Origin of the sequence: Shewanella gaetbuli (assembly GCF_023284065.1) — a bacterium.
In the GTDB taxonomy this organism is placed as follows: Bacteria; Pseudomonadota; Gammaproteobacteria; order Enterobacterales; family Shewanellaceae; genus Shewanella; species Shewanella gaetbuli.
Window position 1 is genome coordinate 306,616 of sequence record NZ_JAKIKP010000001.1, and the last position, 21,332, is coordinate 327,947.

18 protein-coding genes are annotated in these 21,332 nt (G+C 40.5%); 6 read left to right on the forward strand and 12 right to left on the reverse strand.

Annotation, left to right across the window (positions count from 1 at the left end):
- Positions 1-16: 16 nt before the first annotated feature.
- Complete coding sequence (locus L2672_RS17270; RefSeq protein ID WP_275974903.1) at positions 17-4,987, reverse strand: S8 family serine peptidase; 4,971 nt, start codon at positions 4,985-4,987, stop codon at positions 17-19.
- A 410-nt stretch (positions 4,988-5,397) separates the two neighbouring features.
- On the opposite strand from L2672_RS17270, the gene L2672_RS01325 reads away from it, so the two are divergent.
- The gene (locus L2672_RS01325) at positions 5,398-6,339 is read left to right on the forward strand and encodes a LysR family transcriptional regulator (RefSeq protein WP_248994027.1); all 942 of its coding nucleotides are present in this window, start codon (positions 5,398-5,400) and stop codon (positions 6,337-6,339) included.
- Positions 6,340-6,423: 84 nt separating this feature from the next.
- Here the strand turns inward: L2672_RS01325 and L2672_RS01330 are convergent, their stop codons facing one another.
- From L2672_RS01330 to L2672_RS01340, 3 genes are read right to left on the reverse strand one after another with little or no spacing between them, the layout of a single operon-like run.
- Positions 6,424-7,386: a DUF4097 family beta strand repeat-containing protein gene (locus tag L2672_RS01330; RefSeq protein WP_248994028.1), complete on the reverse strand. Its 963-nt coding sequence runs from the start codon at positions 7,384-7,386 to the stop codon at positions 6,424-6,426.
- Positions 7,383-7,979 carry a hypothetical protein gene (locus L2672_RS01335; protein ID WP_248994029.1) on the reverse strand — a complete coding sequence of 199 codons (597 nt, stop codon included), beginning with the start codon at positions 7,977-7,979 and terminating at the stop codon, positions 7,383-7,385. Before L2672_RS01335 ends, L2672_RS01330 begins: the two co-directional genes overlap by 4 nt.
- The gene (locus L2672_RS01340) at positions 7,976-8,518 is read right to left on the reverse strand and encodes an RNA polymerase sigma factor (protein WP_248994293.1); all 543 of its coding nucleotides are present in this window, start codon (positions 8,516-8,518) and stop codon (positions 7,976-7,978) included. The genes L2672_RS01335 and L2672_RS01340 overlap by 4 nt, the downstream gene beginning before the upstream one ends.
- Positions 8,519-8,749: 231 nt before the next feature.
- Here L2672_RS01340 and L2672_RS01345 point away from each other — a divergent pair, with 231 nt between their 5' ends.
- Positions 8,750-10,612: a methyl-accepting chemotaxis protein gene (locus L2672_RS01345; protein WP_248994030.1), complete on the forward strand. Its 1,863-nt coding sequence runs from the start codon at positions 8,750-8,752 to the stop codon at positions 10,610-10,612.
- A 98-nt stretch (positions 10,613-10,710) separates the two neighbouring features.
- Here L2672_RS01345 and rpiA read toward each other — a convergent pair whose 3' ends face one another.
- The 3 genes from rpiA to L2672_RS01360 are packed head-to-tail and all read right to left on the reverse strand — an operon-like array spanning position 10,711 to position 13,483.
- Positions 10,711-11,370 carry a ribose-5-phosphate isomerase RpiA gene (rpiA, locus tag L2672_RS01350; protein ID WP_248994031.1) on the reverse strand — a complete coding sequence of 220 codons (660 nt, stop codon included), beginning with the start codon at positions 11,368-11,370 and terminating at the stop codon, positions 10,711-10,713.
- A gap of 52 nt (positions 11,371-11,422) precedes the next feature.
- Positions 11,423-12,220 carry a mechanosensitive ion channel family protein gene (locus tag L2672_RS01355; RefSeq protein WP_248994032.1) on the reverse strand — a complete coding sequence of 266 codons (798 nt, stop codon included), beginning with the start codon at positions 12,218-12,220 and terminating at the stop codon, positions 11,423-11,425.
- A 9-nt stretch (positions 12,221-12,229) separates the two neighbouring features.
- Positions 12,230-13,483 (reverse strand): hypothetical protein, encoded by a 1,254-nt coding sequence (locus L2672_RS01360; protein WP_248994033.1) that lies wholly within the window; start codon positions 13,481-13,483, stop codon positions 12,230-12,232.
- Between the two features lie 301 nt (positions 13,484-13,784).
- Between L2672_RS01360 and pbpG the strand changes: the two genes are divergently transcribed.
- The 4 genes from pbpG to L2672_RS01380 all read left to right on the forward strand — a co-directional run bounded on the left by pbpG (position 13,785) and on the right by L2672_RS01380 (position 17,016).
- Positions 13,785-14,684: a D-alanyl-D-alanine endopeptidase gene (gene pbpG / locus L2672_RS01365; RefSeq protein ID WP_248994034.1), complete on the forward strand. Its 900-nt coding sequence runs from the start codon at positions 13,785-13,787 to the stop codon at positions 14,682-14,684.
- Positions 14,685-15,030: 346 nt separating this feature from the next.
- Positions 15,031-16,026 (forward strand): cytochrome-c peroxidase, encoded by a 996-nt coding sequence (locus L2672_RS01370; RefSeq protein ID WP_275974905.1) that lies wholly within the window; start codon positions 15,031-15,033, stop codon positions 16,024-16,026.
- 165 nt (positions 16,027-16,191) lie between these two features.
- Positions 16,192-16,539 carry a HopJ type III effector protein gene (locus L2672_RS01375; protein WP_248994035.1) on the forward strand — a complete coding sequence of 116 codons (348 nt, stop codon included), beginning with the start codon at positions 16,192-16,194 and terminating at the stop codon, positions 16,537-16,539.
- A gap of 123 nt (positions 16,540-16,662) precedes the next feature.
- Positions 16,663-17,016, forward strand: coding sequence for a TM2 domain-containing protein (locus tag L2672_RS01380; protein ID WP_248994036.1), 354 nt, complete (start codon positions 16,663-16,665; stop codon positions 17,014-17,016).
- 60 nt (positions 17,017-17,076) lie between these two features.
- Here the strand turns inward: L2672_RS01380 and L2672_RS01385 are convergent, their stop codons facing one another.
- The 5 genes from L2672_RS01385 to L2672_RS01405 form a co-directional block, all read right to left on the reverse strand.
- Complete coding sequence (locus tag L2672_RS01385) at positions 17,077-17,547, reverse strand: BamJ family beta-barrel-assembly machinery protein (protein ID WP_248994037.1); 471 nt, start codon at positions 17,545-17,547, stop codon at positions 17,077-17,079.
- A gap of 82 nt (positions 17,548-17,629) precedes the next feature.
- On the reverse strand, positions 17,630-18,004 hold the full coding sequence (locus L2672_RS01390; protein ID WP_248994038.1) for a DUF1294 domain-containing protein: 375 nt from the start codon (positions 18,002-18,004) through the stop codon (positions 17,630-17,632).
- A complete protein-coding gene (locus L2672_RS01395; RefSeq protein WP_248994039.1) occupies positions 18,001-18,621 on the reverse strand; it encodes a YceI family protein in 621 nt (206 codons plus the stop codon). The genes L2672_RS01390 and L2672_RS01395 overlap by 4 nt, the downstream gene beginning before the upstream one ends.
- Positions 18,622-18,812: 191 nt before the next feature.
- Positions 18,813-19,535: a TorF family putative porin gene (locus tag L2672_RS01400; RefSeq protein ID WP_248994040.1), complete on the reverse strand. Its 723-nt coding sequence runs from the start codon at positions 19,533-19,535 to the stop codon at positions 18,813-18,815.
- Between the two features lie 266 nt (positions 19,536-19,801).
- A complete protein-coding gene (locus tag L2672_RS01405; RefSeq protein ID WP_248994041.1) occupies positions 19,802-21,292 on the reverse strand; it encodes a CoA-acylating methylmalonate-semialdehyde dehydrogenase in 1,491 nt (496 codons plus the stop codon).
- Positions 21,293-21,332 lie beyond the last annotated feature (40 nt).

Here is a 21,332-nt window from a genome sequence, read left to right on the forward strand (position 1 = left end):
CTATTTTATTGCATTGTTACTTACCTAGATGTTTACGGCGTGATGCGCCAACTAAACTCAGTAACAATAAGCTGATGAAGCCAAGGCTACCACCTGAGCTTGTGTCTGCTTCTGGCTCTGGTGTAGGTGCTGGTGGAGTAGGTTCAACACCGTCAGAGTTAACCGTTAGCATAAAGCTTGTTGAAGCTTGGTCGCTAGGGTAGGCCATATCGTGAACGGTAACCGTTACCATGGTTTCGCCATGCCAATCAGTGGCAGGGGTGATGGTGATATTATTACCGTCAACAACGGCGCTGATGTTGTCACCTTCAACCATAATACCGTTAACAGTATTCTTTTGGTCAGCATACTGAACTGTTAACTCAAGTGTGTTGTTTTCTTCGATCATTTGATCGTTTAACGCAATCACCTGAATATTACTTGGCGCACTGACTTCAGTAGAAACAGATACTGATTCAGAATCTTCATACTGGCTTGTTACTGTTACTGCATTATCTAATCCAACTGCAGCAGCAGACACTCTGGCTGAGAAGTTAACTTTTAAGGCAGAACTTTCAGGGCCTTGATAGTTAGCACATACCATTAAGCCTTCAGAAACTTTTTCATCAACATTGTTGTAAGCAAAGCCATCATTTAACCAGCCATTTACTGGTGCAAATGTGGCACGCTCTCCCCAATAACCATGGGTACCAATTGAGCCGAAGTGGGCATTTGCACTTTCAATGGATTTATAAGCGTACATGATTTCATGTTGGCCTGGAGCAAAATCAATGTTGGTTGATATAATTGTTTCAACATCAAAGTATGCATCAGGATCTGGATTTAGGTTACCGGTAAAGAAGTGACGTAACTCTTGGCCACCTTTCCATTGGAATACATAGTAATCACCTAAAATGGCACCATATACATTATTGATAACCTCACCACGATCGTAATCAAAAGTTGCTTCAGGCATCATAACGTCACCACGCCATAATGGGGCTACAACCGTATCAGGGAAGGTTTGGAATGCGTCATTGAACTCAAAGTGATAACTATAGAACTCTGGCATTTCATCAAACTTCACATAACCAAATGGCGAGATTTCCAAGATGTCATGTAACATCTCTTTTTCTGCACCATACAGAGGTACATGCGGTAAACCGCTGCTTGACATAGGTAATGACAAGTATTGGTTTGAATAGCCCGTAATCCCCATTGCAGAGCTTGCAAGGTGCTTACTTAAGTCAACGTAATGGTCATCATCAAATTGAATTGAGCTTGGCACACGACAAGTTGCATCTTCAAGGCTAGTCGTAAACACATAGTGGCGTTTAGTGTCAGCAGATGAAGGCTGAGTGGAGTTGAAACTAATAGTGTTACCTTCAACCAACATGTCTTCTGCATAATGAGTAAGACCAGCAACTTGAATTGAATCTTCAATTAACTGGAATCCAGCAGCTAACTCAGTGTTTAAGGTAAATTGACGTTCACCACCTAACAAATTAGGTGCAACAGAGACTTCAAAGTCTACAATGTCACCAGCTTTAGCGCTGGTTTGACTCGCAGTTACTTCAGTGTCTGCGCCATTATGAACTAACTGAACAGGGATATAACCTAGGTTGGCATCATTATATGCATCGCTACCTAGCCCAACATAACCGTAGTAAATATCACCTTCTTGCGCGTCAGGTAAATCATAGTCAAGTTTGACACGATAAGGGTCCATACCGTTACTGGTGTCTGGGCCTGTAGCGGTTAAATTACCAAAATCTTGGTCACCAATAATGGCTAGCGCAAGAGTAAAGTTATCTGCTAGGTTGTCAACATCTTCACTTTCGTATTTGTAGTTTGAAGCGTATGCCCAGTAGGTACCAGGAGTTGGATTATTAATGGCACAGAAGTCATTATTGTCGATTCGAGAATAACAAATGGCTTCGTCAAACCATTGAATATCGCCATCATTATTAACGTCTTTACCTAAATCAAGTGATGCATATGCATTGTAATCAGCGTCAATGACTTCCCAAATAATACGTTTAGTGCCTTCAGGAACTTCAAAGAAGCGTACCACTTGGCCATCGGCTTCACGTGCCTCACGTCCTGCATAGTCTCTGGCGTCACTGCGATGCATTTGAACATCAATGCGTTCAGCTTTTACTAGACCATTCGCTTGGAAGTTAAATTGCTGAATTTCATCAGTGTAGATTTCAGGAGTTAATAAATGCCCTTGTTGACGATGGATATTACCCATAACATTTTCAGGCATATTGTTAGTGCTATAACGAATACTGACAGGTAAATGCTGTTCAGGCATATTCGTGTCGCTTGGAGTCAGTACCACATCGCCCAATAATCGTAGCGATGATGAGTCTACATTGGGCGCTTGTACCTCTAGTACTTTAGCGGTCAGCATAATGGTTTGAGTTTCACCAGCGGCTAAGCTAAAGCTTCTTGGTTCAACCTCAAGTGACAGCATATCTGCACCTTCCATTGACAATGTTTGCGCATCTACCGTCCAACTACCATCTGCTGTCGCGGTGAAGGTACGCATCATTGTACAAGTGCCATTGCAATCTTCGTTATAGAAGTAAGGTAAGTTTAGCGTGTTAACCGTACCACCATTTTTAGGGTTAGCTGCGCGATAGTTTTCGGCAGTTTCATCCATAATCAGGCCAGCTTTATAGGCTCTAGCAACATTAATTACCCCGCTACCCGCATCACTAAATTGCGCAGGCTCTGAGCCATCATATGGATAGGTTTCGGTCGCGCGATTAACGCCTTCTAAACTTGCCGTTGTCATTAAGGCAGACTGAATTTGTGCAGGAGTCCAGCTTGGTTGAGCTTGCTTTAATAACGCCATTGCACCAGCAACGTGTGGTGCAGCCATAGAGGTACCACTAATTGCGTGAAAATCAGTTGGAGTGCCTACGGCTGTAAATGGCATGTCATCAGCAAAGGCTGCATATACGTCAACCCCAGGTGCAGCTAAGTTTGGTGACATCACTTCAGGGTTGTCAAAGTTATGACCACGAGATGAGAAATCTGCTACGTAGTTTGCTTCACGTTCTTTGGTAACAACTTCTGAGGCGGTGATGGTTAATTGATGATCGCTACCATTAGCTAACCACTTAGATAAACCATACCAATTATTTGATGAGTCACCATTATATGCGGCATATGAAATTTGAATGCCAGGAATAACAAATGGGTCATTGCTAATGCTTTCAGACGAACGAGCATTGCGAAGAATGATTGCGCCAGCACCACCAGCGGCAACATTAATGGCTTTTTCTACACGTGGAATATCACCACGCTTACAGACTACAATTGGTGCTGTATCAAAGGCATTACCGTCTGGGTCTAAGTCAAAGAAACCTTCAGGGAAGGGTTCGTTACACTTTTCATATTCCCAACCATAGGCTTTAGCATCTACCACTGGGCCAGTGTATTCGTCTGTAATACCACCACCTTCAATGTCTGCTAAGTCTTGTTCACCACCCATAGAGTTGGTTAACATTTTACCTTCTACCCCAAACTCACGGGTATGGGTAGTTGCGGCAACAGAAGTTAGCCAAGGTGATAAATGATCAATTGCCCCGCGACGAATTTTGGCTTGAATAGGATTAAATGAGTTACCTGCTGATGCGGCAACAGAAATACCTGCTTCGCGCGCAGCTAGAAATGCCATTTCCATTGGGTCTTCCCAAGGGAATGCACCATAAGTTGTGCCGATGGAATAGTTAATAACGTCAACATTATCAGCAATGGCATCTTCAATACCGGCCAGTAAAGCAGAACCAGGACAGCCACTATACTGGTTTAATGAGCCGTCACCAGGGTGACAAACTTGATACATAATAACGTTTGCGTGAGGGGCTACACCTGAAATGCGGGGTAATTTTAGGCCGGTTTTTTTACCATCGCTGGTTTCGCCTACGTCAGGGACGGTATATTCAGTATCAAGTAAAATATTACCCGCTACGGTTGAGGCGGTATGAGAACCGTGACCATTGTAATCTTCACCATTGGTAGGTCTAAGTGGGTCGGTAATTTCCCACCAATTTTTATCTGGTTGGAAAGATGCATCTGAATAAGTGTCAGTAATGACAGGGTAAGAACGAATACCGATGAGTTTGTCATTACACATTGACTCAAACTCTTCTAGTTCACAGTCACCTAAGTAACCATCATAACGAGCAGGTAATTGATGAACGTAGCCGTCATCACCTTGAGCAGCAAACGAAACATGGTCACTGTTAATACCTGTGTCTAATACGCCAACCACAATGCCTTTACCTGTAAAGGCTTCACCAGTGACTTCACCGGTCCAAAATTTATCTGCACCAATATGCTGTGGCCCAACATCTGTATGTAGCTCGTACATTTTCTCGCGAGTAACATTAACGACATTAGGCAATAATGCTACTTGTGCCGCTTGTTCTTGGGTCATTTTCATTGCCATACCGTTGAATGCTAATTGGTATTGCGCAATGGTTTCAGCTGAACCAACCGTGCTTGTTATTTCAGAAATAACAGACTCTTGTTGTTCTAAAAGGTGGGTTCTATAGGCTTTAACTGCTGAGTTTTTAACGTCTATTTTATTATGTAAATCAGGACTTAAACTTGCAGGAATGTTGTTTACTCTTGCCGTGGTAGCTTGTAGACCGTTAACGCCACCATTATAAAGCGATACCGGTTTATCTGATAATTCAATAATATAGGTTTGTTCGCCCTCTATATTATCTTCATATTTAAACGGGACTTTACGGTTAGTGTCGCTTACTGCACGATGCATATTGCGACCGTTGGTTACGGTAGCACTACTATTAGTTATTGCTCGATCTTTATAGCGATTCTCATTGAATTCAATAACGGCATCATTGACTTCAATTGGCCTCATTTCAGCACCATTAGGCGTTGTTAATGAGCTAGTAACAGCACTAGCACCAACAGCTCCAGCATATATAGCTGTAAGCGTCATTATGCTTATTTGTTTTAGTTTCATTATTATTATGTTCCCTTTGTTGTTTGCACAGACGTTAACCTCGTCTGTTCACCTTCCTTTTTATCGTTTGGTGATCAAGACATCCAATATCCATTACCTATAGCTAGATGCCTTTAGAGAATGGAAATGCATCATGTGAATCAGCTCTGTTCAAATAATTAGTGTGTTACCCCTTTGTAAACATATGGTTGGCCTTACGTTGGTCTTATATTGGTTTGTGTTTGGCTGGTTATTGTGGTGGTAGTGGGATTAAATTGAGGGGGTTTAAAGGTGTTATTGATACAAAAAGTCACAACATTGTAACATTTCGTGCCTTCGGCTCAGCTTAGCTTCTGTTAGAATTGTGCTAATGATTTACTTTCTGTTGCTATTGTTCTAAGCAAAAAATCTAAAAATAATAAGGAAATAGTGTGGAAATTCGACATTTAAAACATTTTGTAGTGTTAGCTGAGTTAAGACACTTTTACCGTGCGGCTGAAAAACTGGATATATCTCAACCGTCATTATCGAAAAGTATTAAGCGATTTGAGCAACTGATTGGTGGGCAGTTATTTTATAGGAATACCAAAGACTTACAGATAACGTCGTTAGGGTTACTGGTTTTAGAGCACAGTCAAAAAATTCTCCGTGAATATGATTGTTTACAACAAGAAATTAGTAAATTGAATGGGCTAGACGTTAGAGAACTCTTTATTGGTGCCAGCCCTATTCCTTCTAACAGCCTTGTTGGCCCTATTATTGGACAGTATTTACAAGAACATCCTGATATGACAGTTGAGCTTAAAGTGGCCAGCTGGGATGATTTATATAAACAGTTGTTAAATAGGCAAATAGACTTTTTTGTTGCAGAAACCAAGCTGACTGAAATTGAGCAAAGTGAATTGGTTGAAATGATCGATTTACCGCCGTTTCCAGTCATTTTTTGCTGTCGTCCCCAGCACCCACTTTTATCTTTGCCTAGAGTTTTCATGCCAACACTTAGGGATTTCCCGCTGGCAATTCCCCGTCATTTACCGCAAAAAGTCGCTGATGCATTTGAAGACTTATTTGCCATTAAGCGCGATGACTTTGCCGGTTTAGTGCGTTTTGAGCAGTTTCATCCTATAAAAGAAGCCGTTATGACCGGAGATATTGTGGCATTAACCCCTGAAATTGCGGTAAGAACAGAAATCAATAACGGCATGCTAACTCGCTTAATGCCGACAATGATGCCTGAGTTATCTGCGCGTTACAGCGTGGTTTATTTAAAAGAAAAAAGCCAAAGTGCTAATGAAAAAGCCTTTATCGATTTTTTAAAAAAGCGTGCGGTTAACGTAAAGAATCAACCTGTAGTAGAACCGTTATCGGCTTAAATATAAAAAAGCAACACGCTCATTTATAGCCCAATACACTGGGCGACTTATGAGGTGTTGCTTAGTTGTATTAGTGTGTGCGGGTTACTTATTTTCTAACTCTACATCGCCGCTAATTGTGGTGATTTCAATTCTGCCATCAGCTGAGCCTGTGCTAAAAGTTAATGATTTAGCTGGTGAGTATTTTTCTTTAACGGGTTTGTCTGTGGTCAGCCTGTTGTCAATATCTCCACCGGGGCCGCCATCTATATCAAATGTCACGTTTGGAGTTGCAGCGAATGATAACTTAATATCACCGCTAACAGAGTCAAACAGTCCTTTTGAAACAGCCTCGGATAATTTAAGATCCATATCTCCGCTGACGGTGACTGCTTTTATTTTTTGAGCAAGTAAAAATTTACCTTCAATATCGCCTGAAACGCTGTCGATGTTAAGCTCTGATACTTGGCTATTTTCAGACTCTAATTCGCCACTGACTAAACGGTATTCAATCGTACCTTGGGTGTTTTTATCTTTAATGTCGCCAGACACCGTTTCTAAAGTGATTTTGCCATTAAGTTGCTCTGTTTCAATTTCGCCTGACACGGTATTCAGGCTTATCTCGCCAGTCATGTTTTCAGCTTCAATACTGCCACTCACCACCGATATTAAGGTTTTGCCGTTGAGGTTTGCAGCTTCGTAATCAGCTGAAATGCCAGAGGCTTCTAGGTTAATGTGTGTCGGTACATAAATGACCAGATCTGAGCCTTGTTCATTATTACCGTTATAACTTTTAGGCAGTTTATCTTCAATGACGATTTCATTGCCTTTTTGTTCAAAAATAAAGGCTTGTGAGCGCTCATCGAGGGTGCCTGTTACCCGAATAATACCTTTATCCCAGCCTAGAATTTCAACTTCGCCACGCTGCACATTTAAATCAACTAGTACAGGTGAGGTGACGGTCATTTGCTCATCAATTGACGTGACGGCATTGGCAAATGTTGATGCCAGTAATACTGTTGAAGCAATAACGCTTTTACTTAAAAGATGAGCGGTCGTGTTGTTCATATTTGATTTCCTTCAATAGCATGATTTTGATTAATTGGTGATTTCTGTTGGCGTTGTAACAAGGTCATTTCTCGTTGCATGATCCATTGCCACATATCCCACATTGACTTGTTATTGGGATCTGCTTTTAACGCTTGCTGAATTTGTAGTGAAGCAGCTTGTAGTTCTTGTAACCCTTGGTTGAATGGACTTACTTGGCTGCTACTGCTCAAGGTCACTAAGGTGGCATTACTTTGCAACCCCTCAAGTTGTTGCTGGTGGGTAAGGGCTATGGTATCGATTAGGGCTAACAAATCTGTTGTAGATTGTCTTTGTAACGCACTTTCAACCGTCACCTGAGCCGTATCAATATTGGGGTCAGAGTTAATATTTGACCAAGACAATAGCATTACCATGACCACACTGGCGGCTAAAGCAATCGGCTTCCATTTTTGTAGTCGGTTAGCTGGTTTTACGCTGCTATTTGGTTTATTTATTTGGACTTCAATGCCTTGCCATAAGTCTTTATTGGGCTCGATTTCTTTAGGTAAAGTAGATAACAGCGCTTGTAAGTTTGCGCTTTTATCTATTTCATTTTGTTGGATGTTTTTCATTTCAACATCTCCTGTAACATCTGTTTGGCGCGATGAAATTGGGCTTTGCTTGTGCCCACAGCAATATTTAATAATTGGCCAACTTCTTCATGTTGGTAGCCTTCAATGGCACACAATACAAATACAATTTTTGTGCGTTGTGGCAACTGTGCAATCAGTTTGTCTAGTTGATGACATTCTATTTCAGGCATCGAGCACTGAGCGGTTGCGTCATGCTGGTTATCAATTGGAATAAAACGCTGCCAAAAACGTTGCTGTGCTTTTAAATCATTAATGGCTTGGCGAACACAAAGCTGGTGTAACCAAGTGCTGAATAAACTTTCGCCTTTGAACGTTGCCAGTTTGTCCCATAAGCGCACAAAACAGTTTTGGGTAATTTCTTGTGCTTGGTCATGATTACTACTAAGGCGAAAACATATGCCGTACACCCGACGATGGTGTTGCAAATAAAGCTGCTGGAATGCCTTTTGACAGCCTTCACTTGCTTTTGCAATGTAATAGGCTTCATCAAAAGCAGTCGCTTTATCTGTATCGCTTATGTTGGGCACATTATTTTGTGTCACATGGGTTCCTAAATTTGAGATTTATTAATTAGACAGTTAGAAGAGCAGAAAAGGTTTACAACAATTTTAAATATTTCTTCAGAAGCGTAATCAATCGCCGATAAAAGAGCTAGGTATCATGAAACGATGACATGAATTTATTAATAAAAGTTAGCCAATATCGCTACTAGCGGCTATATATTAATAAAACAAATATAAGGACAGTTTATGTTAATTCGCTCCAAGTTATTGTTGAGTGCGGCAATCTCAATTTTTGCTTTAGTGTTAATGTTTGTTTTGAAACAATATTCTACTAACCTGCAACAACAGTTAGCTGTTGCAAGTGCTAGTGTGATTGAGATTGAGAAAGAAATTTTCGAGTTGCGGAAAGAGGAAAAAGACTTTTTAACGCGCCTTGATGTGAAGTACTTAGATAAGCATAACAAAAACTTTGAAGACTTAGCGCGACTGTTTGATGACGTTGAAACCGTTTTAGATGACCGGGGCATTCAAACATCAGCGTTGATGGGACTAAAAAGTAGCATTCAAACATATCAAAAAATCTTTAATGAAATTGTCGTATTACAAAAAGAAATAGGCTTAACCCCAAAAACTGGCTTGTACGGTAATTTAAGAGCCGCAGTACATAATGTTGAAACCATATTAGACGCCAATGACGAAGATGCGTTATTGGTGGTGATGCTGCAACTTCGCCGCAATGAAAAAGACTTCATGTTACGTCGTTTACCCAAATATATTGATACTTTTACTGCCAATATAGCCTTGTTCAAAGACAAAGTGAGCCAAACGTATTTACCCGCGAATGTAAAATCAGAATTATTAGCCAATATTGAACAGTACCACAATGATTTTAAGGCTTTAGTTAACAAAGAGAAAGAGTTTGGCTTGACCGAGTCAGACGGAAAAATGAAGCAATTGCGTGATGTCATTCATCAAACGGATGAAAATCGATTAGTGTTGCATGACCAAACGTTAGCTGAAATTCATTCCGCTGAACAAAGTAGTGTTTACTTTGGAATTGGTATTTTTATCTTTATTACCTTGGCATTGCTAATTTTCACTTACTTTATCATTAAAAGCATTATCACTCCGGTGAATAATATTACCGATGTCATTGCTAAAATTGAAAAATCAAAAGACTTAACCTTACGCTGTGACGATTCTGGCGAAGATGAATTGTCAAGAATAGCTAAAAGCTTCAACAGTATGGTGATGTCATTCCAAGCCGTAATTGAGCAAGTTAATGAAGCCGTTGATGCTATGAACCACTCATGTCATGAGCTTTCCAAAAACGCCACAACCGCCTCAGAAGGCGTGTTACGACAGCTTAATGAAACTGACATGGTCGCAACAGCGATAACCGAAATGGGTGCGACGATTGATGAAATTGCTAAAAATACTGAGCTAGCGGCATTAAAAGCCGGCCAAACTCATGATAATGCTCAGCATGGTCAAGTGGGTGTTGAAGAAACCATTGCAAAAATTCAGTTATTGGCCAGCCAATTAAATGACTCCTCTAAGGTGGTGTCTGAATTAGAGCAAGACAGTAAAACCATTGGTAGCGTGTTAGATGTTATCCGTGGCATTGCAGAACAAACTAATTTATTGGCGTTAAATGCAGCCATTGAGGCCGCAAGGGCAGGGGAACAAGGCCGAGGTTTTGCGGTGGTTGCCGATGAGGTCAGAAGTCTAGCTATGCGCACTCAAGAGTCGACAGAAGAAATTGCCAATATTATTTCCACATTACAAACACGCACCCGTGCCATTGTGCAATTAATGGAAGTGAGCCAAAAACAAGGCGGTGAAAGTGCTGAGCAAGCGGCAAGTTCAGGTGAGTTGCTGCGTAAAATTAATGATGATGTTACCAACATTATGGACATGAGTACCCAAATTGCTGCAGCGATTGAAGAGCAAAGTATGGTTGCGGCTGAGGTGAATAAAAACGTGGTGGTTATTCGTGATATTGCCGATGAAACTTCTCATGCTTCAGAAGAAAATGCTGCGTCATCGGAAGATTTAAGGTTACGCGCCAGTGCATTACACCAATCAGTGAGTATGTTTAAAGTGTAATACCAATCGTGATTGGTATAATTGGTTATTTTCTTTCAATAAAAATGCCTGTTGGTGCTAACTAACAGGCATTTTTTATAGCGTATTGCTAATACCAATTAAAGGGTTACAGTGTTAACCCCATCAGGCGTACCCACTAACAGTACATCGGCACCACGGTTAGCAAATAAGCCATTAGTGACAACACCCACAATGGCATTAATTTGGGTTTCTAATGTTTTAGGATCTAATATTTTCATATTATGCACATCAAGAATGACGTTACCGTTGTCGGTAACTACGCCAGTACGATATTCAGGATCACCGCCTAACTTAACTAGCTCACGGGCAACATATGAACGTGCCATTGGAATAACTTCAACCGGCAAAGGGAAGTTACCTAAAATAGGGACTTGCTTAGTGTTATCCACAATACAAATGAATTTTTTAGCCACCGCAGCAACAATTTTTTCACGAGTCAGAGCTGCACCACCGCCTTTGATCATATCCATGCGATCGTTAATTTCATCTGCGCCATCAACATAAACCGCTAATTCACCTACATCATTTAAATCAAACACTTCAATGCCAAGCTGTTTCATTTTTTCGGTAGACGCTTCTGAGCTAGACACCGCACCTTTAATGTCATCCTTCATTGTGGCAAGCGCATCAATGAAGTGATTCACGGTTGAGCCGGTTCCTACCCCAACAATGGTATTAGGTTCAACGTATTTGAGTGCAGCCCAACCTGCGGCTTTTTTCATTTCATCTTGTGTCATTTGGCAATTCCATAGGTCACTTATAAATTAGCTTTATTATAACGTAAGTCGTTTACTCAGCATCATAAAATTGTGCATTTTTAAATGCATCTAATACTCTGACGTTGATATCGCTGATAAATTTTTTCTCTAATCTGACGTCCATCACGTAGGCTTTAATTGTGATGGTTTGTAAGTGTTGTCCAAAATTAAAGTGGGTTCCTAAAATGACATTAATGGGCTTATTTAAAAAGGTATAAGGTGAGCATTGAGTGGCTTCTTTTGCTAGTGCCATGGCTTTTTTATGGTCAACACTTACGGGCAGATTAAAACTAATGGCGACCATTTCATCTAAGGCGCCACTATTGGCATTGGATATGGCGGTACTTAACGCTTCTGCGTTGGGGATCATCACAGTGTTGTCGTCAAAGGTGCGCAGCCAAGTGACACTCCATTCTAATTTGGTTACTTCACCATAGTGTCCTGCTAGTGTCACCATATCGCCAACTCGATAGGGGGGATTGAGCATTATAATAAACCCAGCAATCATATTTTTAGCGGGCTCTTGAGTGGCAAGGCCGATAACAATACTAATAGAGCCTATCATGGCTAAAACGACATTTTGGTGGGGAGCAATAATCCCCACAGTGGTGTAAATAATGACCCCAGCCCAAATAAATAACCGAATAAATGGGTATAAGCGACCCCACAGTAAGCGGTATTTAGGTAGCTTAACCTTTAACTTTCCTAAACTAAGCTGAATAATAAATAACAGTACCCAAGCGAAAGCACATATCATCATAATCAGCAGTATTTTCTCCAGTGAAATAATACTGATTAAGTCATGTAATGCATTTGAGGTGGATTCCATCAAAGCCTCCTAAACACTAAAAAGTTTATTGTGATTAACAAGGTGTAGCGCCACTAAATTACTGATCACCGGAGTGATTTGGTAAAAATGACGGCCAAAGTCACTGTCACAATATTGGGTGATAAGGAGCCCTTGGCGGCTTAAAAACTCCAGCGTGAGAGAGCTTTTCTCCATGGAGATATTAAAAATATGACTCAAGTTCTCTACGGTTAATCCACCATGCACATAGATTTCTGCTAATGCAAATAATGACTCTTCATCCAGTTGGTAAAGGGTACTGGCATCAAGGTTTAATAATGTTTTTGAAGATAACTTGCTCAAATGGTTAACTTGTTGAGCGAGTATTGATTGTTTTAATAAAAATAACGCCAGCTTTGGGTGACCTAAACTGGTTTGCATAAGCACTTTAGCGTGGGGCTCAAGTAAAGCTTGTTGTGCTAATGCTATTTGCTCTGGGGGAGGCGTGTTGGTTTCAACCTCTGTTTCAGTTTCTATCTCAATATCGGTAGCAATATTCAAACAAGGCAATTGAGACCATAAAAACTGCTGTAATTCAGTAGCTGAAAAATGATCTATATGCACAACGGTTTTAAAAAAATGCGTGATTTGATATTGCGAGCGAAGTCGTTGCCAAACATACTTTTCACACCCAATAATCCAACAATGCTGTTGGCGAGTTTCCATTAAAATGGTGGCTATAGTGACCAGTGCTTGATAGTTACCCATGCGTCTTAGCATCAGTTTATGGATATCATCAATTAATATTATTTGCCTCGGTTGTGCATTAATTAGGCGTATGGCCTCTGTAATAGAGCTAGGTTCATCATTAATGCCAAAACAAGCATACAGCTGGTTGATGGCTTCTTTTGATGACAGCGGCGCATGGTAAAAGCTTAACCAAAGCAATGTATGATTGTTCTGATTTTGAAGGTAAACCGCTTGCATTAATGTGCTTAATCCACTGGCAAATGGCCCCACAATAGCATTGAGTTCTCCTACATTGTTTTGCCATTGGCTAATAGCCCGTTGAATATCTTCAAGCGCATCTTCTCGTCCAATCGGCATCATCACATGTTCAGAAGTAACCGAAGCGCTCACCGCTTGAAGCTGAGCTCTTTGTCCATGTTGTCGATACGTTTGCGCAATCGCTTTCAGCGACAATTGATCGATTTGATTATCGTCATCATTGACTTGCGGTGGCTGGGTTAACTTACTTATTAACGACTGCGATCTTGCTAACAAGTTATTAAAAGAGAATGCCATAAGAATATCCGTTTGATGAAATGCATCAATGCAATTGACTTTAAGCTTATCAAACTTATTAAGTTTTGGTTGAAGAATAACCCATAACCATGGTTTTCCACGGTATTTGTTGTCGTGTAATGATTCAATATCATGATGGGTCGCGAGCCAATATTAAGGCTTATATAGGTAAGAAGTGATCTAAAAATTAGGACTATTCTTACTTTAGTCAGTCTTTATTATGAGCTAAGTTCATTGAAATGATCGGTTTTGACGTATACTTTAGGGCTACAGAGTCGAAATTTATTTATTTTTATTGATTATGCTATTAAAAAATATTCTTGCTCCACTTTTTATTGCCGCAGTTGTAGTCGGCTCAAGTTGTTATTCTTTTTCGGCTAATGCCGAGACCAAAAAAATTCAAGAGCTTGCTTCTGGCAGCGCAATGTTAGTCGATTTAAACACTGATGAAGTGTTATATGCCACCAATATTGACCAACAAGTGCCTATCGCTTCAGTCACTAAATTGATGACAGCCATGGTTGTGTTAGATGCCAAACAGCCTTTAGATGAGCGAATTACGGTTGATGTGAGTGATGCCGCCATTATGCGGAATGTTCATTCTCGTATTCGCATAGGCAGTGAAGTGACTCGCCGAAACATGATGTTGATGACCTTGATGTCATCAGAAAACCGCGCGGCAACCTCTTTAGCTCATCATTACCCAGGTGGTTACTTTGCCTTTGTTGCCGCTATGAATGCGAAAGCCAAAGCCCTTGGAATGACGCAAACCTATTATGCAGAGCCTACAGGATTGTCTGAGCAAAACGTTTCCAGCGCCAAAGACTTAATTACCTTGTTAAAAGCTAGTCAAGATTATCCTGTGTTAGGTGAGCTGAGTGCCAAAGAAAAAAAGCATATTATTTTTAGCAAGCCACGCTATAAGCTGGATTTTCATAATACCAACAAACTGGTTTTTAAAGATAATTGGAATATTAGTTTGTCTAAAACTGGATACACCAGTAAGGCCGGTCATTGTTTGATAATGCTAACAGAAATGGATAAACGTGAGGTGGCATTTGTCGTACTTGATGCGTTTGGTAAATATACCCATATGGCTGATGCGAATCGATTGAAAAAGTGGTTAGAAACAGGAATAACCAGTCCGGTTCCGGCTTCAGCCAAAGCCTATAAACGCCAAAAACAATCTGAAAAATCTTAATCAATTGACGTGCGTTATCGATTAAGCCTGCTTTTTGCAGGCTTTTTTACTGTTTTTTAAGATTGATTTAGTCCTGAATCGCGCTAAGTCAGCGTTACATCTGTTTAATATATAGTAGATATGTTGATGTTAAGCTAAGAGGTTATTGTTTTACTCGAATAGTTCATTTTACTGTAATTACTTTTATCGATAACCTAGCATTTTAAATAAAAAATACAGTGACTTAGGTATCATAAACGTCATCTAAAACCACGATAGTCGCAATCGATTTTTAACCCTAGTCAAACGTTTTAAAATCAGTAACATGCCTATTAATCCATACAAATAACAAGGTTAATTGAGCACTATGATTGCAAAAATATCTACCCTATCGTTACTGATTGCATCGGTAATGTTAACAGCCACTGCTAAGGCAGAAGAACCCATTGAAATTATTAAACCCGCAGTGATTACTGAACCTGAAAAAGTTGAGTTGGGTAAAATGTTGTTCTTTGAACCACGTTTATCTATGTCTGGGTTTATTTCATGTAATTCATGCCACAATTTATCCTTAGGAGGCGTGGATGCACTACCCACCTCAATTGGCCATGAGTGGCAAGAAGGGCCAATTAATTCTCCTACCGTATTAAATGCTGATTATATGCTGGCTCAATTTTGGGATGGACGAGCGCCAGACTTAAAAGCGCAAGCCGCTGGCCCTATTGATAACCCTAAGGAGATGGGCTATACCCATGAATTAGCGGTAGATACCATCGCTTCAATGCCTGCATATGTTGCCCGTTTTAAAGACATTTACGGTTCAGACGAAGTTAATATTGACCGTATTACCGATGCCATTGCGACCTTTGAAAAAACCTTAGTTACGCCTAATAGCCCGTTTGATCAGTACCTAAGCGGTGATAAAGACGCTATTAGTGCCAACGCTAAGCAAGGTTATCAACTATTCAAAGATAAAGGTTGTGTCAGTTGTCATAATGGCCCAGCTGTTGGCGGTACTATGTACATGAAAATGGGTTTAGTTAAGCCATTCCACACCGACAACCCGGCAGAAGGCCGTAAAGCGGTTACGGGTAAAGAGGCCGACAAATTTGTATTTAAAGTGCCTACTTTACGCAATATTGAACTCACCTATCCATATTTCCATGACGGCAGTGTATGGTCGTTAGCTGAAGCGGCTAATACTATGGCTGATATTCAGTTGGGTCAAAAGCTCACTGAAACAGAAACCGAACAAATGGTTGAGTTTTTGAAGAGCCTAACGGGTGAGCAACCCCAAATTATGTTGCCTATTCTGCCGCCATCTAATGAAAACACGCCAAGACCAGTGCCATTTAAAAAGTAGATAAGGGTCTAGTGCTCGTAAACATAAACCAACTTGCCGTATTGAGGGTAAGTTGGTTTTTTTATGTAAAGATGGAAAATGACTTCAGGTCAGTAAAATGTTGATCTTTACCAAAGCAATCTTTATGGTTATCAACACGTTGAACTAACCCATTAGATTGTTACTATGTCTCTTTCTTTAAACGAATTTATCCAATCACTTGATAATGGCTCTGTTGAGCAATTTGATACCTCATTAGCCGTATTTGATGCTTATTACGACTATGTGCCAAGCACTTTTACAAATGGTGAAGTCGTTAACCAGGCGGGTGAAAATGGCGGCTCTTGTAAGGTGTTTTCATTCGCAAAAATACATAATTTGTCAGAGCAAGCGACGCTAAACTTATTTGGTCAACATTATCGTGATGTTGTTGCTAACCCTCGCGGTAGCGACCATCAAAATATTCGTCAGTTTATGCAACATGGCTGGCAAGGTATTAAGTTCGACACCATTGCTTTAACAGCAAAAGCTTAATCAATCAGGTGGATTAAAGCTCAAGTTATAGATTAAATTTCTGTTTTGTGAACTCTACACCTGTCTTTCAGCTAACACTTGTACGCATAATGCGGTTATTAATAATGACTGTTGGAGTTTGCTATGAAAACCGTGTTTTGTTCGCAATGCAGCCATACTATAAATGTGTCCAATGAAGTGTGCTCACAATGCCAAACCATTCAAGGTTTAGAGGCGTTAGCTGGTGTTGATCCCAATATTAAAATTAAAAACCAAAAGTTAGCCGTGCTATTTGGGTTTATGTTCGGTGGAGTGGGATTACATAAGTTTTACTTAGGTCAGCACCTAAAAGGTTGTCTTTACTTGTGCTTCTGCTGGACTCTAGTGCCAATGGTTGTTGGTTGGATTGATGCAGTTAAAACCTTAAAAATGAGTGCGTATAAATTTCAGCAGCGATATAGCCAAAAAGCTAAAAACTCGCCCTATGTCATTGCATAACCCTTTTGATGAGTTACAAAAAAACGCCTATTTAGGCGTTTTTTTCGAGCATGACTTAAGTTAGTTAATTTCAAATAACTCAACATCAAAAATCAGTACAGATCCGCCTTGAATTTTACCTGTGCTGCGGTTGCCATAAGCTAATTGACTGGGAATATAAAAGCGAAATTTATCACCTACGCTCATTAATTGTAGGCCTTCTGTCCAGCCAGGAATGACTTGGTTAAGCCCGAATGAAATAGTTTGCCCACGCTCGACTGAACTATCGAAAACAGTGCCATCAATTAAGGTGCCATGATAATGAACCGTGACACTACTTTTGGCACTAGGGTGCTCGGTATTTTCCCCTTTAGAAAGCACTTCGTATTGTAAGCCAGATAAGGTTTGTACTACTTCTTCACGTTTGGCATTTTCGGCTAAAAACTGGTTCCCTTTTTCAATATTCTCTTTGGCAGCTTTTTGGTTGTTCATTTGATTGAAAAAATAAAAAATCACTAAAGCAATTACGGCTACAGCAAGTACCATGCGCATGGACAAGTCTCTCTTAAAATAAAAATAAAGGGTAAGTTTAACACTAGTTTGCAGTGCTGTTTAGTGGCGCAGGCCCAGCACATTAACTTGAGGATGAAATAACAAAATAGAGGATGCTGGAACCTGCAATAAGGTTGGTGAGGCTGCTGAGCCAAAACCATACTTTAAAGCGTGTTTTTTGGGTTTTATGCCTAAACTGTTGTTGGGCTATCACTGCGGCTGGCCAGCCACCTAGTAAGGCAAATATATATAAGGTTTGTTCGCTAATACGTTGTTTGGTTTTACCGGTTTTTGCGTTGTTTACCGCAATGTATTTGTCATAAGCGGTTACGGCATAGCTTATGAGGTTAATGCCTAGTAATGTCATCAAAATATAAGCATTAATATTGAACACCAAGTACCCTAGGGCGACAAAAATTAATAAAGTGATAACAGGTAGCCAAGTTAATAAGCTCATTGTTTTAAAAACTCCGCGTAAATCTCTAATTCAATTTCATCGCCTACCATAGGAATATAGCTGCTCATTTCAAAGTCGGAACGGTTTATTTTACCTTTTGCACTAAAACCTAAGGTGTATTTTCCGGTCATCCAGTTGTCTGCACCGCCATGAAATGTGGCACTAAAGGTAACAGGCTTAGTTACGCCTCTTAGCGTAAGTTGGCCATTAAAGTTAAATTGGTTTTCGGAGATGGGGGTAACGGTTTCACTAATAAAGTGGGCTTGGGGGAATTGCTCACTATTAAACCAGGTGGTATTTTGCAGCGTTTTTTCAAGCTTAGAATTATTGACATCAATTGAGTTGATTTCAACAATCGCTTCTAATTTCGCATCAGTCATATTCTTGGGTGAGAAATTCAAGCTGGCATCAAATTGATTAAATTGCCCCACATAGGTTGAAAGCCCTAGATGCTCAATTTTGAAAATTAATGCCGCATGGTTAGGGTCGAGTTTATATTCGCCGTCTTTAAGGTCTGTAATGCTAGATTCAACGTTTGGGGTTACCCAACTAATGCAGCCACTTAGGCTCATTGTGGCCAACAATAATAAACACGGAGTAAGGTAAGGTCTTATCATATAACGCCTTGTTGAAATGGAGTTATTCATTGCTCAGGTATTGTTAGTTTAAACACAAATGAGCTGTTTACAACGTTGTTAAGGCGAGTGTTTTAATTCAAGTTAAATATATCAAGGCCTGAGTGTTCTACTCAGGCCTTGATAGCATGTTATTAGTATCGTTTTAAAGAGCTAATATTAACGGTTATTGATTAAAAGCTGTAACTTAGCGCGAGTAACGCCGTTGCTTTAGTTTTGTAAACACCGTCTTCAACTTCTTGGTCACCGCTTAAATCGGTATCTAAATAAGCCAGAGAAATGCCAAATCCGTTGAATTCGGTAGAGATGCCGACTGAGTAGTCTGAATAGCTATCAAAACCTTCACCATCATCTAACGCATCACCAAAGTTATAACCGTAATGGAAATCTAGGCTCCAGTTTTCAGCGAATCCCCAGCTATAGTTTAGGTCAACATAATGAAGGTCTAGGTCGGTGCCACTATAATCATTGGTGTACCAATAAGCGGCTCTAGCGCCATAAAAGTCAAAACCGACAGAGGCTTCTAAGTAGTCTAAGTCGCTATCACCAGGGTAGTTATAACGGTATAGGGTCACATCCCAACTTGCGTCATCACTTATTTCACCCCAGTAGCCAACATAAACATCAATTTCAAGCTCAGGACCTTCATAACCTTCTTCATCAAAGTCGACGTTACTGCCCCAAGCACCAACAAAAAAGCCATTATCAGCGCTCCAATCAACTCCGGCCTGTAATGCTACATCACCAGCGGTTTGTGACACACCACGAAAGCGATAGTCATTGGTAAGTGAGACTTCCCCTGAAAATTCTGCAAATGCAGCGCTAGATAACAATGATGCAGATAGTGTTAAGCCAGTTAGCAGTGCGAGTCTTGTTTTTTTGAATGTTTTTGTCACGATATATCTCCAATTATAATTATATTTCCCTGATGTAGGTCAGGGTTTTGCCAACTTAACCAAATGGCTATTTGGTCATACTCCTTGGCGGTTGAACACGTACAACGTCAATCAAAAGTTTTATAAAGCTAATACTATTGTTGTCTCTTTTATGAAATTTTCAAGCCCAAGCCTGTTACAAATTGTTGTTTGTGATGAAAAAAAGCTGTAGTTGCATCACAAGTGTTAACAAGCTTGAGCTAAATCAATCGTATTGATTTAGGCAATTACTTCATTGTTGGCATAATAAAGGCCGATTCTGTACTGGTGCCTTTTGGCCATCTTGCGGTGATTGCTTTGCGTTTAGTGTAAAAACGCACTCCATCAGGCCCATGCATGTGTAATGGGCCAAATAAAGAGCGTTTCCAACCACCAAAACTATGGAAAGCCATAGGGACTGGAATAGGCACATTTACCCCTACCATGCCCACTTCAACATGATGACAAAAGTGTCTTGCGGCTTCACCATTCTGGGTGAAAATGGCGGTGCCATTACCAAACTCATGCTTATTGATCAGTTCAAGGGCCTCTGCATAGTCTTTAACTCGCACAATGGATAGTACTGGGCCAAAAATTTCTTGTTGGTAAATCGACATTTCAGGAGTGACATGATCGAATAAACAGGCCCCTAAAAAATAACCTTGTTGTTGGTCTTTTAGCGATAGGGTTCTACCATCTGCAACTAAGGTGGCTCCTTCAGTTACACCTGCATCAACAAAGTCTCGCACCTTTTGTAAATGCTGAGCCGATACTAATGGCCCCATATCCATATCTGGAGTCAGGCCGTTGCCAATTTTAAGCTGGTTAATTTGTGGTAAAAGTGCATCAATCAGTTTATCACCGCTATCACCTACCGCTAATACCACAGATATAGCCATACAACGTTCACCGGCACTACCATATGCAGCACCCATTAGGGCTTTTACCGCTTGGTCTAAATCAGCATCGGGCATCAGTAACATATGGTTTTTAGCGCCGCCTAAAGCTTGTACCCGTTTACCGTGTGCTGATGCTGTGGAGTATATATATTCAGCAATAGGAGTCGAACCGACAAAGCTGACCGCTTGAATATCTGCATGAGTTAATAAGGTATCTACCGCTTCTTTATCACCATTAACCACGTTAAACACCCCGTCAGGTAAGCCGGCTTCGGTGAGTAATTCTGCCATGCGTAATACTGAGCTAGGGTCTTTTTCAGACGGTTTCATAATGAAGGTGTTGCCACATGCAATGGCAATAGGGAACATCCACATTGGCACCATTACCGGAAAATTAAACGGTGCGATTCCTGCTACAACTCCTAATGGTTGATTAACAGACCAAGCATCAACTCCACCGCCGACTTGTTGGGTGTGTTCGCCTTTTAATAAGTGGGGAATGCCACAGGCGAATTCAACCACTTCAAGCCCTCTAATTAACTCGCCTTTGGCATCTTCTAATACTTTGCCGTGTTCTTGGGTGATCAGTTGCGCTAATTCGTCTATATGCTGTTCCACTAAGGCTTTGAATTTAAATAGCACTCTTGCTCTATTAAGTGGTGTCACCTGTGACCACGTTTTAAAAGCCTCTTTAGCAACGTCAATGGCTTGGCTTACTTCATTTTCACTAGCAAGTGATACATGGCCGCGAAGCTCACCGGTTGCAGGCTCGTAAATGGCGTGTTGGCGTTGGCTAGATTGAGTATGCTGGCCATTGATATAGTGAGAAAGATTAAGCATATAAAACCTTTTGCAATAAAATTAATAAATGGATTTTTGG